Below are 14259 nucleotides of genomic sequence, written 5' to 3' on the forward strand. Positions count from 1 at the left end.
CCCGCCGGGCGCCGCGTTCCCGGTCACCGTCTCCGACGGTCGTGCCACCCCGCGCCCCCTCCATCGATAGACTACCACGAGGGAGGCCGGTCATTTCCAGGGCGCACCTCTCGGTGGGTGAGCGGCCGTCAGCCTCGCGTTCGTTCGGCGCCGACGCGGGGGAGCGCCCGCGCCATGGTCGCGCGGGCGCCCTCACCCGGGCAGGCCTCTACGCGCCGGGCTCGTCGACGTCGTCGTCTTCGTGCTCCTCGAGGTAGCGCTCGGGCGCGAGCTCCCACCGCTCCGGCGAGCGCCAGAGCTGCGACAGGAGCAGCTCGCGCATCAGCAGGATCTCCTTGGGCAGCCGGTCGTAGAGCCGCTCGAAGAGCTCCCCGTGCGAGCCGAACTCGACCTTCCACGCCTCGCGGTCGACCGCCATCAGCTGGTAGAACTGCTCCTTCGAGAAGCGGTCCATGCCCCGCCACTCGATGTCTTCGTAGCGCGGCATCCAGCCGAGCGGGCTCTCCTCCGCGAAGCCGCGGCCGTGCACGCGGTCGACGATCCACTTGAGGACGCGCATGTTCTCCCCGAAGCCCGGCCACAGGAAGTTGCCCTGGTCGTCCTTGCGGAACCAGTTCACCGAGAAGATGCGGGGCGGATTGACGATCTGGCGCCCCATCTGCAGCCAGTGATTGAAGTAATCGCCCATGTGGTAGCCGCAGAAGGGCAGCATCGCCATCGGGTCGCGGCGCACCTGGCCGATGTTGCCGGCGGCCGCCGCCGTCATCTCCGAGCCGATCGTCGCGGCCGTGTAGACGCCGAAGCTCCAGTTGAACGACTGGACCACGAGGGGAACCGTCGTCGCGCGCCGCCCGCCGAAGACGATCGCGCTGATGGGCACCCCGTTCGGGTCGTCCCAGCGCGGATCGATCGAGGGACACTGCGACGCAGGCGTCGTGAAGCGCGCGTTCGGGTGCGCCGCCTTGCGGCCGCAGTCCGGGGTCCAGGGCTTCCCCTGCCAGTCGATGAGCTCCGGCGGCGGCTCGTCGGTCATCCCTTCCCACCAGACGTCGCCGTCGGGCGTGAGCCCCACGTTGGTGAAGATCGTCCCCTTCCGGATGGTCGCCATCGCGTTCGCGTTCGACTTGACCGACGTCCCCGGGGCCACGCCGAAATAGCCCGCCTCGGGGTTGATCCCATAGAGCTGCCCGTCCCGCCCGGGCTTCATCCAGGCGATGTCGTCGCCGACGGTCGTGATCTTCCAGCCCGCGAACGCCTTCGGCGGGATGAGCATGGCGAAGTTCGTCTTGCCGCACGCGCTCGGGAAGGCCGCGGCCACGTACGTCTTCTCTCCCTTCGGCGACTCGACCCCGAGGATCAGCATGTGCTCCGCGAGCCACCCCTGCTCCCTGCCGAGGACCGAGGCGATGCGCAGCGCGAAGCACTTCTTGCCGAGCAGCGCATTGCCTCCATAGCCGCTCCCGTACGACCAGATCAGCCGCTCTCCCGGGAAGTGGACGATGTACTTGTGCTCCGCGTTGCACGGCCACGGCACGTCGGCCTGCCCCGGGGCGAGGGGCATGCCGACCGAGTGCAGGCAGGGGACGAAATCGCCGTCTCCGAGCGCCTCGAGCACCTTGCGCCCCATGCGCGTCATGATGCGCATGCTCGCGGCGACGTACGGCGAGTCGCTGAGCTCCACGCCGATGTGCGAATAAGGCGAGCCGATCGGGCCCATGCTGAACGGGATGACGTAGAGCGTGCGGCCCCGCATCGACCCGGCGAAGAGCCGGCGCAGCGTGGCCTTCATCTCCTGCGGCTCGGCCCAGTTGTTCGTGGGGCCGGCGTCCTGCTTTCGCCGGCTACAGATGAACGTGCGGTCTTCGACCCGCGCGACGTCGCTCGGGTCCGAGCGCGCGAGGTAGCTGTCCGGGCGCTTCTCCGGGTTCAGGCGGATGAGCGTGCCCGCCTTGACCATCTGGTCGCACAGCGCGTCGTACTCCTCCTTCGAGCCGTCGCACACGTGCACGCTGTCCGGCTGGCACAACGCGACGACCTCGGCGATCCATTGCCTGAGCTTCTCGTTCGCGATCTTCGCCCGCAGGCCGGGGATCGACACCGGCGGCGGCGGCTCCGAGTGGAACGAGCTCTGGCTGTTCTGGCTGGCTGCTACGGACACTTGCGTACCCTCCTGGCTCTCTGGGTCGAACGCGCTCTGCAAAGCGCAGGCCCTGCCCGCCCTCGACGCCAATTCTGGCCGAAATGCGGCCGGAAGGCTGCCCTGATTCTTTCTGAGTCCGATCGCTACAGCAGGGCTGCATGCACCAGGTGCGCCCGGGGGGCGAGCCCTGCGCCGCGCGCTGGGTCGTCGATCCGCCCGAAACCCGCCCGAGATCCGTCCCGAGGTTGGCCCCGAGGGCTGCCTCGCGGCCAGCCGCGCCGCCCGCCGATGCCCCCGGTGGCTACGCGCCGGTGCTCACCATGGCCACGCGACGTACAGCGGCTCCCGCGCGAACGCCGCCCGGGCGCGACGCCCCTTCTCCAAGACGCCCCTTCTCCAAGAGGAACAGCATCCTCCTCAGCACCTATCTCGGGCGGATACGTCGGGCCGGACGCGGGTGAAGACACAGGTGACACGGGTGAAGACACGCGAGGAAACGCGAGGACACGCGAGGACACGCGAGGAAACGCGAGGACACGCGAGGAAACGCGAGGACACGCGAGGACACGCGGACGACGCCGGCGGCCTGCCGTGGTCCAGCCCGCGAGGGGCGTTGACAAGGATAACCGGCTTTGCTCAACTACCCAATCCGCTCGGAGCATCGCGCGCCCCTGAGGACGGCCGGTAACATGGTGGGCACGGGTCAAGACACCTCGGACGCGGAGCCGACCCAGGCGGCGATCATGGGCAAGTACCGGCTGATCGCGAGGCTCGGCCGGGGCGGGATGGGCGACGTGTTCCTGGCGATCGCGCGCGGGCCGGGGTCGTTCAACAAGCTCGTCGTTGTCAAGCGCCACCGCGGCGTGGGCGGAGCGGGCCGGGACGGCGAGAGGGTCGTCGCCATGTTCTTGGACGAGGCGAAGCTGTCCGCCCGCCTCAACCACCCCAACATCGTCCAGACCTACGAGGTCGATCACGACGACGCCGGCTACTTCACCGTGATGGAGTACCTGGAGGGCCAGCCGCTCAGCGCGGTCATGCGGGCGGTGGCCGAGGGGGAGCCTGGCGCGGCGGGCTTCACGCGCGGCGTCTTGGTGAGGATCGTGGCCGACCTCCTGAGCGGCCTCCACTACGCGCACGAGCTCCGCGATTACGACGGCGCGCCGCTCGGCATCGTCCACCGCGACGTCTCCCCGCACAACATCTTCGTCACGTACGACGGCGCGGTGAAGCTGCTCGATTTCGGCATCGCCAAGGCGTCCATCAACGCCGACCTCACCGAGACCGGGAAGCTGAAGGGCAAGACCTCGTACATGGCGCCGGAGCAGGCCGTCGGCAGCGGGTCGACCGATCGGCGGGCCGACATCTTCGTCGCGGGGATCGTGCTCTGGGAGCTCCTCACGCGGGAGCGGCTCTTCGAGGGCGACGCCGTGAGCGCGCTCTGGAAGCTGGCGGCCGTGGACGAGATCCCGCGGCCCTCGCTCCTCCGGCCGGACGTCCCCGCGGCCCTCGACGCCATCGTGGCGCGCGCGCTCGACCGCGATCCGGCGAAGCGGTTCGCGACCGCGCAGGAGATGCGCGCGGCGCTCGAGGACCACCTGCGCGCGGCGGGCGAGGACGTCGGGTCCGACGAGATCGGCGCGAGCATGCTGGGGGTGTTCGCGGAGCGCCGGGCGAGCATGCAGCGGCAGGTCAAGGCGTACCTCGAGCAGAGCGCGCAGGGCGCGGACCGCCCGAGCGTGCCCGTCGAGCCCCGCCCCTCTCGCGTGAGCCATTTCGAGGGCGCGGAAGGAAGGCGCATCCAGCCCGTGATCACCCTCGACGACGAGCTCGGGCAGAGGGCCTCCGGGACGCCGGGCCCCGGGCGCTCCGCCTCGGACTCGACGAGCCTGAGGTCGAACCTCCGCACGGCCGCCGGGCCTCAGCAGCGCAGCTACTGGATCGGGGCGCTCGGCGCGGCCGTGCTTGTCGCGGCGGCGGCGTTCTCGACGCGCCGCCCTGGTGGGCAGGCGCCGGCGGCCGGCTCCGCCGCGGCCGTGCTCGTCGAGCCGGACGCCGGCGCTCGCTGCACCGGGGTGCTCCGCGTCCGGATCACGACGGACGACACGGGGACGGCCACCGACATCGCGCCGCCGTACAACCACGGGGTCTACGACTACCTGCGCCACCTCAACGACAGTCAGGGAGGGCTCCGGGGCTGTCCCATCGACGTCGACATGAAGGACGCGCAGTACGACCCCGCCAGGACGGAGGAGGTCATCGAGTCGTGGCGGCGGCAGCCCGGGTGGAGCGAGGTCTCCACGCTGTTCGTGTTCGGCACCGGGCCGACGACCCGCGTGGCCCCGAGGCTCACGGAGGAGAAGAAGCTCATCATTCCCGGCTCCTACGCCGGCTCGCTCGCCACGCCGGTGCCGATCTCGGCGGACGTGTCCCACGCCGAGTTCAACGCCCTGGGCCAGAGCGCCTCCGCGACAGAGCACAAGACGAGCCCTGGATATCCCTACATCTTCTTTCCGGCCACGGACTACTCGACAGCGATCCGCATCGGCATCAAGGCCGCCTGGAAGATCGCGCCCGGGCGCATCGCGATGGTGCACGACACGATAGACAAGTGTCTTTACTGCGTCGATCCGCTCGCCGCGGGCAAAGCGTACGTGGAGGAGCTGCCCGGGATGCTGCTCGGCGAGGATCTGATCGTCCCGCAGACGTCGTCCCTCGAGGACGAGGGGCGCATCGTCGACGCGGTGATCGGCTATGTGAAGCGGGAGATCGAGAAGAAGCGGGCGGACCCGTCGTATGTGCCGGCGAGCTGGTTCTGGGCCGGCAACAGCGTGCTCTCCTCGTCCTTCGTCGGGAAGGGCGCGGCCGCGGCGCAGAAGCTCATCCAGCAGGCGTTCCCGGGGCCGGAGAAGAGCCGCTGGCAGCTGCGCGTGATGGCGAACAACTGGGGCATCGGCGAGAGGACCCTGGCGATCTGCGGCGCCGACTGCGCGGGGATCTTCTATGGGCTGTTCCCGGTGCCCGTTTATGGCGACACCCAGCACTCGAGCGGGATGGCGGAGATGCTGCGGATCCACAGAGCCTACCGGGAGAAGGACGGCCACCCGCTGGAGCTGTACCAGGACCAGCCCTACGTCCAGGGCCACGCCGCGGCGCTCATGTGGCGCAAGGCCGTCGAGCGGGCCGTCGACGCTGGCCGCACGCACCCGACCGGAGAGGACCTGAAGGCCGCGCTCGAGGGCTTCCAGAACGTGGTGCTCGACGGGATGACGGCGGGGCCGATCTCGTTCAGCGCGACAGACCATCGGCCGCAGGCGAACGAGTCGGTGTACACGATCGGGGCCGCGGACGGGGGCGGGGTCGGGTTTCGGTTCGTCGATCACTGCTCGATCGAGCTCGACGCGAAGTGGCTCGGGTACTGAGGGGAGCTCTTAGCCTGCCGGAATGATGGCACCGCGAGGACGCCATAAGACGCCAAGAGGCGCCATGAGACGCCAAGAAATAATGAAATTGGCGTCTTATGGCGCCTCTTGGCGTCTTATGGCGTCCTATGGCGCCTTGGCGATTTTTAAAGCCCCACCTTCAACCAAGGTACCTCACTACCTGGCTACGAGCTCCGTGCCGAGAGCTGAGTGCCACTTCGCCACTCTCCGCCTCGCCATCGCGCACGCCCTCATCGCGTGGCTCGCTCCGTGCCTTCCGCGTCGCCGTCAAGGCATCCCATGCTATCCAAAGCACCAAACGCTTTTTTGCGGCGGAGGACGCAACCGAGGGCGGGACCGTGTCGATAGATGCGAGATGAACCGCCAATACACCAAAGACGTCAAGGAAGGCGCGAGGTGCGAGCCCGACGCGGAGTTGGATCGCCTCGCCCAGGGCGTCGTCAGCGCCGCGCTCGAAGTGCACCGAACGCTCGGCCCTGGTTTCCTCGAAGCTATCTACGAGGAAGCACTCTGCGTCGAGCTATCCTTGCGCCACATCCCGTTCGCCCGGCAAATATGCGTCGACGTGGAGTACAAGGGGAATCTGCTGGGGCAGGCTCGTATGGATCTCGTGGTGGATGGTCGGCTCGTCGTCGAGCTCAAGGCCACCGAGTGCATCTCCCCGGTCCACCTCGCACAGTTGCTGACATATCTCAAAGCAACGAGACTTCGGCTTGGCCTCGTGATCACCTTCAACGTGGCCGTCCTCCGTACGGGCGTCAGGCGCGTGGTCCTTTCCCCCTGAATTTGGCGTCCTTGGCGGTTCCTCTCTTTGCGCGACCAACCTCCCGCAAGTGTGCTAGGTCGGCCCGGAGATCCGCCAGAACCCGATCCTCGCGGCCCCCGCCAGATCCGGCCCGACCGGCCCCTTCCCCCAGAAATGGTCATCGTAGTTGGGCACCGTCCACCCCTGCCCGTACGCCCCCATCACCGCGTAGATCACCTCGTCGTCCGGCTGGACCTCGATCGCCGTCGTCACCCACGCCTGCCGCACCGGCGCCGGGCTCGCGTCGTCGAGCAGGTAGCGCGCGAACATCGATCCTTCGGTCGTGTCGTCGAACGACTCCGTCGCATAGCCGAGCAAGAGGTGCAGCCCATCGAACGCGCCCGCCCACCGGTAACGCCACGCGCCGCCGTCGTCCTGGAGCGGGCCGCAGGCGGCCACCACCATCCACTCCAGGTTGGCGTTGCCCCAGCGGGCGTCGCTGAAATGGAGGACCCTGTCGTTCATCGCGCTGCAGAACATGAACCCGACGCCGTTCGCGTGCCCCGTGTAGAACGTGAGATCCACCGAATCCGCGAACGACGCGTCCTGGCCGCCCAGCGCCGGATCCTTGAAATCGACCTCCCACGCGCGCTGATCGCCCCAGTTGAAACGAGAGTCGATGCCCCCCTCCCGGAAGCTCTTCAGCAGCCCGTCGACGTTCGCCGCCGAGTGATCCAGGCCGCCGCAGAGCCCGACCCACTCGGCGCCGACCACCGCGCGGCCGTCGTCGACCGGCGGCGGGAGCGGCGGGCGCGCCGCGCCGAGCCCCGCCGGCGCGCGGACGAACGAGAGCCGCTGCGCCGCCGTCGCGACCAGACCGTCGGCGTCCGTGACATAGAGCGAGAGCGTCTCCGTCTCCCCGCGAAGGCCAGAGACGCCAGACACCATCACCCGCGCGCCGCCTTCGCGCCCGTCGCGCCCTTCGCCGACCGCGTCGAGCGAGCGCGCCGACGATACCCACCTGTACGTGTATGGAGCAGTACCTCCGGTGACGCTCGCCTCCGCGACCGCGGTCGCGCCGTCCACACGCACCGAGATCTCGGCCCTCGGAGCGTCTATGACGGCCGGCACGATCCGCCTGCGGACGTCCACCACCTCCCCGCCGACCGTCCGCCGTGCGCTGCACACATAATGGGGCAGGATCCGCCGTACGTCGCGGGAGAGCGGCGGCGCGTAATAGACGAGCTCCGGCTCGGCCGCGATCACCGCGCCGACGCCCAGCGCGCCGGCGCACAGCGCGGGGGCCTCGGAGGCGGGGACGATCGCGACGTCCTCCCCTCGCGCGAGCTCGCGCCGCGCGTAGATCAGGTGCGTCACGACGCCCTCGCCGTCGAACGTCACCCGGACCTTGGCCCCGGGGCCGATCAGCCGGATCCCCTCGAGCTCGTCGCGAAAGCTCACCTGCGTGTCGAGCTCGGCCCGCGCCACATAACGCCCCTCCGCGTCGACCGCCTCGAGCAGCGCGTGGCCGACGGCGATGTCGCTCCCGGCCGGCAGGCCCGCGGCGTCCAGCGCGGCCCACGCCCGCGCCGCCGCGTCCGGCTCCGGCAGGACGCGCAGCGCCGCGAGCGCCTCGAAATCCAGGGCGTCATCGCCCGCCGACGTCTCGAAGCCGCGCTCGTCGCGGAACCCGGGCGCGGGCGGCGCGTCGGCCTTCCTCGTGGGCAAGCGCTGGAATCGCGCGCCGTCGAGGTAGCGGATCGCGCCGTCGGCCACGAGCGCGGCGGCGCCCCCCCGCGCGGGATCCTCCGCGAGCCCGAGCGCGCCGGCGAGCGCCGACGCCCGCGCGACGTCGGCGCCGCCGCCGATCACGCGGTATGCGGGCAGGGATCGCGCCTCCCTGCCAGGCGACCCCGCGGCAGGCGACGCCGCGGCAGGCGACGCCGCGGCAGGCGACCCCGCGCGGACCACGCCGCGATCGGCGCTCTCCGGGAGATCCTCGCGGGCGTCGCGGCCGCCGCACCCGGCGACGCCGAGGGTCACGAGGAGAAAGACGCCCAGCACCCCATCCGGTGATCTCTTCATCAAAATCCCCCTTTCCCTGCGGCCACGGCGAGGCTCGGCGCGCAACTCCGCACGAGCGATCTCGCAGGGAGCCTCCGCGCGGCGCTCGCGGCCCGCGACGCGAGCACCACGCATTGCACGACCCAAGCCACCTCGGCCGCGCCGCTCCGCGGCGCGACTCCCCGCGCTCTCGGCCGAGATTGACCGCCTCGCGTCCGGCTCCTAGGCTGCCGCGCATTCCATGACAGCGCACACGAAGGACGGAGAGAGCGCGCCCGGCGCCGGCGATCGGACGCTCGAAGGGACAGCGGATCCCGGCGCGCGCCTGTTCCTCGACTTTCTCTCCTCGATCCGCCCCCGCGTCGACGCCGCGCTCGATCAGCGCTGGCGCGACAAGGCGGCCTCCGTGCAGCGCTACGGCCGCGAGGTCGAGGCCATGGTCTCCGAGGCGCGGAGCCTCACCCTGCGCGGCGGCAAGCGGTTCCGCGCGGGGCTGCTCGTCGCCGCCTACCAGGGCGTCGCGCCGGACGCGCCGCTCGGCCCCGCGATCGACGCCGGCGTCGCGCTCGAGCTGCTCCAGACGTACCTGCTCATCCAGGACGACTGGATCGACGGCGACACCGTCCGGCGCGGAGACCGCACCGTCCACGTCGCGCTGACCGAGACGCTCGGCGATCCGCACCTCGGGGCCTCGTCCGCGATCCTCGCTGGCGACCTCACCTGGAGCTTCGCGCTGAGCACGCTCGCGGGCGCGGACGCGCCGCCGGCGACGACGCTCGCGGCCGTCGTGCTGTTCTGCAAGATGCACGAGGACGTCGTGCTCGGGCAGCACCTCGACGTCGTCGGCCGGGCCGAGGACGTCGAGCAGATGCACGCGCTCAAGACCGGCAGCTACACGGTGCGCGGCCCGCTCGCGCTCGGCGCCACGCTGGCCGGCGCGCCGGCCGAGACCGTGGCGGCGCTCGAGCGGTTCGCGGCGCCCGTGGGCGTCGCCTTCCAGCTGCGCGACGACCTCCTCGGCACCTTCGGGAGCGCCGCCGCGACAGGCAAGCCGGTCGGCAACGATCTGCGCGCCGGCAAGCGCACCGCCGTGCTGGCCGCGGCCGAGGGCCGCCTCGACGCCGCCGGCCGGAGCGCCGTCGAGCGCGCGCTCGGCCGCAAGGAAGCGAGCGGCGACGCCGTGGCGGCCGCGACGCTCGCGCTCGAGGCGTGCGGCGCGCGGCGCGCGGTCGAGGAGCGGCTCTCCGCCCTGTGCGGCGAGGCCGAGGTCCTCGCGCGCTCGCTGCCCGTGAGCACACCGGCGCGGCAGATCCTGTGCGGGGCCGCGAGCGCGCTCCGGTGGACCGGCGCATGACCGAGGCGCTCGGCGAGGCGTCCGGCAAGGTCATCCTGCTCGGCGAGCACGCCGTCGTGTACGGGGCGCCCGCGCTCGCCGCCGGCATCGAGCGCGGCGCCCGCGCGCGGGCAGCCCGCTGCTCCGGCGCGAGCGCCCTCCTCCTCGGCGGGCGCGAGCTCCGCGCGGCGCCGGCCGAGGAGGACGTCGCGCGGGCGTTCGCGGCGCTCCTCCGGGCGCTGCCCGACGTCGGCCCGGTGCGCGTCGAGGCCGAGAGCGATCTGCCGCCCGGCGGCGGCCTGGGCAGCTCGGCGGCGCTCGGGGTCGCGATCGCCCGGTCGGTGGCCGCGCTCGCGCGCGCGCCCGCGGCCGCCGCGTGGACCGCGTCCGAAGGCGCGGCCGCCGCGCACACAGCGGCCGACGCCGCCGCCGTGACCGACGCCGCCGCCGCCTGGGAGCGCGTGTTCCACGGCAACCCGTCGGGCATCGACACGGCGGCCGCGGCCCGCGGCGGCTGCTTCCGCTTCACCCGGGCGCACGGCGCCACCTCCGTCTCCCCGCGCGACGACCTGTGGCTCTGCGTGGGCTCGACCGGGGTGTCGTCGTCCACGCGCAGCATGGTCGAGCTCGTGGCGAGGCTCTTCGAGCGCAAGCCCACGCTGGCCGCGACGTCCATCGCGGGCATCACGGCGCTCGTCGAGAACGCCGCCCTCGCGATCGAGGCGGGCGACGCTGTCGCGCTCGGCCGGCTGATGGACCTGAACCAGATGCTCCTCGCCGGCATGTTCGTCTCGACCGAGGCGATCGAGGCCCTGTGCAAGCTCGCGCGCGAGGCCGGCGCGCTCGGCGCCAAGCTCACCGGCGCCGGCGGCGGCGGCTCGGTCATCGCGCTGCTCCCGCCGCCTCCGCCGGGCGACGGCGGGGCGGCGGCGTCGAACAGCGCCGCGGACCGCGTGCTCGCCGCCTGGCGCGACGCGGGCTACAGCGGCTTCGTCACCCGGGTAAAAGCGGGCATGACGAGGACGGAGTCACAGGAGCAAGCATGAGCGTCGTGAGCCGGGCGACCGCGATCGCCCATCCGAACATCGCCCTCGCGAAGTACTGGGGCAAGCGGGCCGATGGCCACAACCTGCCCGCCGTCCCGAGCCTCTCGGTGACGCTCGCCGGGATGGAGACGACGACCGAGGTCGCCTTCGACGCGTCGCTCGACCGCGACGAGCTCCACCTCGGCGGCGCGGCCTTGCCGCCGGACGCGGAGGCGACGCGCCGGGTCGCCGGGCTCCTCGACCGGGTCCGCGCCGCCTCGGGGCGGCGCGAGCGCGCCCGCGTGGTCAGCCGGAACGACTTCCCCACCGCGGCGGGCCTCGCCTCGAGCGCGTCGGCGTTCGCCGCGCTCGCGCTCGCCGCGAGCGCCGCCGCGGGCCTGCCCACCGCGCCTGCGCTGGTGAGCGATCTCGCGAGGAAGACCTCGGTCTCGGCCGCGCGCTCCGCGTTCGGCGGCTTCGTCGAGCTCCGCGCCGGCCGCCCCGGGGACGATACGCTCGCCGCGACGCCGCTCGCGCCCGAGGACCACTGGCCGCTCGCGGTCGTGATCGCGGTGACGCGCGAGGGCCCGAAGGACGTGGGCTCCAGCGACGGCATGCGGCACACCGCGATGACGAGCCCGTACTTCCCCGCGTGGGTGGACGCGGCGCCGTCGCTCTTCGACGCGGTCCGCGCCGCGGTCCTCGCGCGCGACCTCGCCGCGCTCGGCGCCGCGGCCGAGGCGAGCGCCCTGTGCATGCACGCCTCGAGCATCGCCGCCTCGCCGGGCCTGCTCTACTGGACCGGCGCCACCGTCGAGGTGATCGCCGCGGTGCGGAGGCTCCGCGCCCAGGGGACGCCGGCGTTCTTCACCATCGACGCCGGCCCGCACGTGAAGGTCTTCACGACGCCCGAGGCGCAGGCCGCCGTGGGCGCGGCGCTGCTCGCCGTCCCTGGCGTCCTCCGCACCATCACGGCGATCCCCGGCGGCGGAGCCCGCCTCGCGCCCTCGTCCGGGGGCGCGTGATCGTCCGGGCGCCTGGCAAGCTGGTCCTCTCGGGCGCCTACGCCGTGCTCGAGGGCGCGCCGGCGCTGGTCGCCGCCGTCGATCGGTACGTCCTCGCCGACCCGGCGCGGCCCGCCGCGCTCGTCACCGAGGAGGTCCAGGCCGCGATCGACGCCGGCGCGCTCGACGCGGCGGCGTGGTTCGACGCGTCCGCGCTCCGCTCGGCGGCGCCGGAGCCGCCGCTGGCCTCGCCGGGCGCGCCGCCCCGCGAGGCGAGCCGCAAGCTCGGCCTCGGATCGAGCGCCGCCATCCTCGTCGCGACGCTCGCCGCGCGCGCCGCGGCGGCCTCGGAGGCGCGGGCGGCGCGCGCGTCCACCGAGGACCGGCGCGCGCCCGCGTGGGACCCCCGCGCGCTCTTCCTCGACGCGCTCGCGGCGCACCGGCGCGCGCAGGGCGGAGGCAGCGGCGTGGACGTCGCGGCGAGCGTCTACGGCGGCGTGCTCTGCTGCCGGCTCGGGCCGGGCGGCGAGCTCGACGTGGCGCCGCACGCCCTGCCGGGCGGCCTCGTCATCGAGGTCTTCGCCAGCGACGCCTCGGCGCGCACGAGCGCCATGCTCGAGCGCGTGCGCGCGCTCGCGGCCCGCGAGCCGGAGGTGCACCGCGCGCTGCTCGGCGCGGCCGCCGAGGGGGCGCGCGCCGCGATCGAGGCCGCGGACGCCCGCGCGCTCGTGGCCGCGCTGGATCGGCAGGTCGACGCGCTCGCCGAGCTCGGCGACCGTTCGGGCGCGCCGATCGTCACCCCCGCGCTCAGGCGCCTCCGCGCCGCCGCGGCCGCCGAGGGCGCGGCGATCGCGCCGAGCGGCGCGGGCGGAGGCGACGTCTCCCTCTTCGTCGGCGGCGCGCCGCCCTCGACGGCATGGCTTGCCGCGGCGCGTGAAGCCGGCCTCGAGCGCGTGCCGATGTCGCTCGGCGCCCCCGGCGTCCACGTGCTGGACGCAGCCCCTCCGCTCCCCGCCTGAGCGCGTCCCCTCGCCGATCGTGCGCCGCGCGGTGCCGGAGCGCTTGGCACGGAGCCCGCTCTGCTCGCTCCCGGATCGACCGCGGCGCTGCGCTCGGGCGACGCACCGCGGTCCTTCATGAGGCCTTCGGGACGCGAACAGCAGGGAAAGCATGGACTTCGTGGAGCCGGCGATGCTGCAGCGCCGCCGTGAAAGCTTGAGTTTTCATGGTGATACCGCCTGGACGGCCGATGAGCGCGGTGGGCGCCCGGTCCTCCAAGGCGGGCTCCGCGGGCAGGAGGCTGCCGGCGCGGGCTCGGCGGGCGTGACCTGCGTTCACAGCGCGGTGACGGATCGGCGCGGGGGCGCGCGCAGGCGCGCCGGACCGCCGGCCGTCGGTCGCGGTTCGGCCGCGGGGGGTGGTGAACGGGGTGAGGTGGCACGAGGACCAGAGGACCAGGTGAGGAGGGGGGCTCCATGACGACGTGCGATCGAGAGCTTTGCCGATTGGAGGATGTGCTTGGCGCCAGCATGGCCGAGTCGAGGGCCATGCTGGCAGCGTTCGGCGTCCAGGTCGCACCGCTGCGGAAGCGCACCGCGAGCACGTACCTGGGGCGGGTGCTGGTCCACCCGTACAACCTGCTCGTCGTGGGGAGCGCGCTCCTCCTGAGCTTCATCGGCTGGAGCCCGCTGCTCCTGCTGCTCGGGCTCGGGGCGGAGCTCGTGATCCTGTGCGTCATCCCCTGGCGCGGCATCTTCCGGCGCAGCATCGACGCGCAGCTCGACGAGGTGGATCGGGCGGCCTGGTCGAGGGCGCGCGAGTCCTTGATCCGGCAGATGGACATCCGGCACCAGCAGGAGCTCGCGCGGCTCGATCGTTTGATCGATCGCACCCGCGAGAACATCCGGCGCCGCGGCGGATCGGTCCCGCCCCTGCTCGACGAGGGCTTCGGCCTGAGCCGCCTCATCATGAGCTACATCCGCCTCGCGATCGCGCACAAGGCCGGCCAGGAGTCGCTCGCGATGACCAACCACGGCGAGCTCATGGACACGATCCGCTCGCTCGAGGCGGTCCGGAGCACGTCCGCGGGGCGGACCCGCGGGCTGTCCGAGCGGCGCCTCTCGATCGCGTACCGGCGCGCCGAGTGCTGGAGCCAGACCCGCGACGGCCTGGAGGTCGTGTCGCAGAAGCTCGCCACCATCCTGGAGCTCATCCAGCTCATGCACGAGCAGTCGATGACGCCCGTGGATTCGCCGGCGACGTGCGTGGAGATCGACAGGTTCATGCGCGAGCTCGACGATATCGACAACGGCGAGAGCACGCAGCGCGAGCTCGCGGAGCTCGACATGGACATGGACAGGGCGTTCGAGCTCGAGGAGCTCGAGACCGAGCACATCCAGCACAGCCGCCCCCCGATGCGCCTCGTCGCGCGTTGAGGGGTGCGGGTCTCGACGGCGCCGGCGGGCGCGATCGCTCGGCGACGCGGGGGAGCGCGCCGCGCTGCGC

General features: G+C 72.6%; 9 protein-coding genes. 7 read left to right on the top strand and 2 right to left on the bottom strand.

All coding sequences use genetic code 11. The features are described from left to right. Window positions 1-208 precede the first annotated feature (208 nt). On the bottom strand, window positions 209-2098 hold the full coding sequence (locus WMF22_RS23075) for a phosphoenolpyruvate carboxykinase (GTP) (RefSeq protein ID WP_437301594.1): 1890 nt from the start codon (window positions 2096-2098) through the stop codon (window positions 209-211). Between the two features lie 731 nt (window positions 2099-2829). Here WMF22_RS23075 and WMF22_RS23080 point away from each other — a divergent pair. Further along, window positions 2830-5562, top strand: a complete 2733-nt coding sequence (locus WMF22_RS23080) for a protein kinase domain-containing protein (protein ID WP_438037054.1) — start codon at window positions 2830-2832, stop codon at window positions 5560-5562. Window positions 5563-5938: 376 nt separating this feature from the next. Then, a complete protein-coding gene (locus WMF22_RS23085; protein WP_437301242.1) occupies window positions 5939-6367 on the top strand; it encodes a GxxExxY protein in 429 nt (142 codons plus the stop codon). Between the two features lie 54 nt (window positions 6368-6421). Here the strand turns inward: WMF22_RS23085 and WMF22_RS23090 are convergent, their stop codons facing one another. Further along, window positions 6422-8413, bottom strand: a complete 1992-nt coding sequence (locus WMF22_RS23090) for a DUF6345 domain-containing protein (RefSeq protein WP_438037055.1) — start codon at window positions 8411-8413, stop codon at window positions 6422-6424. Window positions 8414-8633: 220 nt separating this feature from the next. Between WMF22_RS23090 and WMF22_RS23095 the strand changes: the two genes are divergently transcribed. From WMF22_RS23095 to WMF22_RS23115, 5 genes are all read left to right on the top strand, one after another. After that, window positions 8634-9746: a polyprenyl synthetase family protein gene (locus tag WMF22_RS23095; RefSeq protein WP_438037056.1), complete on the top strand. Its 1113-nt coding sequence runs from the start codon at window positions 8634-8636 to the stop codon at window positions 9744-9746. Beyond that, window positions 9743-10771, top strand: a complete 1029-nt coding sequence (mvk, locus tag WMF22_RS23100) for a mevalonate kinase (RefSeq protein WP_438037057.1) — start codon at window positions 9743-9745, stop codon at window positions 10769-10771. The genes WMF22_RS23095 and mvk overlap by 4 nt, the downstream gene beginning before the upstream one ends. Beyond that, window positions 10768-11775, top strand: coding sequence for a diphosphomevalonate decarboxylase (gene mvaD, locus WMF22_RS23105; protein WP_437301246.1), 1008 nt, complete (start codon window positions 10768-10770; stop codon window positions 11773-11775). The genes mvk and mvaD overlap by 4 nt, the downstream gene beginning before the upstream one ends. Then, the gene (locus WMF22_RS23110; protein ID WP_438037058.1) at window positions 11772-12773 is read left to right on the top strand and encodes a hypothetical protein; all 1002 of its coding nucleotides are present in this window, start codon (window positions 11772-11774) and stop codon (window positions 12771-12773) included. Before mvaD ends, WMF22_RS23110 begins: the two co-directional genes overlap by 4 nt. Before the next feature lie 510 nt (window positions 12774-13283). Continuing rightward, entirely contained in the window at window positions 13284-14189 is a 906-nt protein-coding gene (locus WMF22_RS23115) for a hypothetical protein (protein WP_438037059.1), read from the top strand. Window positions 14190-14259 lie beyond the last annotated feature (70 nt).

The sequence above is a fragment of the Sorangium sp. So ce204 genome, from assembly GCF_051526795.1.
Taxonomy (GTDB): domain Bacteria; phylum Myxococcota_A; class Polyangia; order Polyangiales; family Polyangiaceae; genus Sorangium; species Sorangium cellulosum_B.

Bases quoted from the DNA above. Each gene is read 5' to 3' on its own strand.
- WMF22_RS23080 (WP_438037054.1), top strand. From the start codon at position 2,830: ATGGTGGGCACGGGTCAAGACACCTCGGACGCGGAGCCGACCCAGGCG.
- WMF22_RS23085 (WP_437301242.1), top strand. From the start codon at position 5,939: ATGAACCGCCAATACACCAAAGACGTCAAGGAAGGCGCGAGGTGCGAG.
- WMF22_RS23090 (WP_438037055.1), bottom strand. From the start codon at position 8,413: ATGAAGAGATCACCGGATGGGGTGCTGGGCGTCTTTCTCCTCGTGACC.
- WMF22_RS23095 (WP_438037056.1), top strand. From the start codon at position 8,634: ATGACAGCGCACACGAAGGACGGAGAGAGCGCGCCCGGCGCCGGCGAT.
- mvk (WP_438037057.1), top strand. From the start codon at position 9,743: ATGACCGAGGCGCTCGGCGAGGCGTCCGGCAAGGTCATCCTGCTCGGC.
- mvaD (WP_437301246.1), top strand. From the start codon at position 10,768: ATGAGCGTCGTGAGCCGGGCGACCGCGATCGCCCATCCGAACATCGCC.
- WMF22_RS23115 (WP_438037059.1), top strand. From the start codon at position 13,284: ATGGCCGAGTCGAGGGCCATGCTGGCAGCGTTCGGCGTCCAGGTCGCA.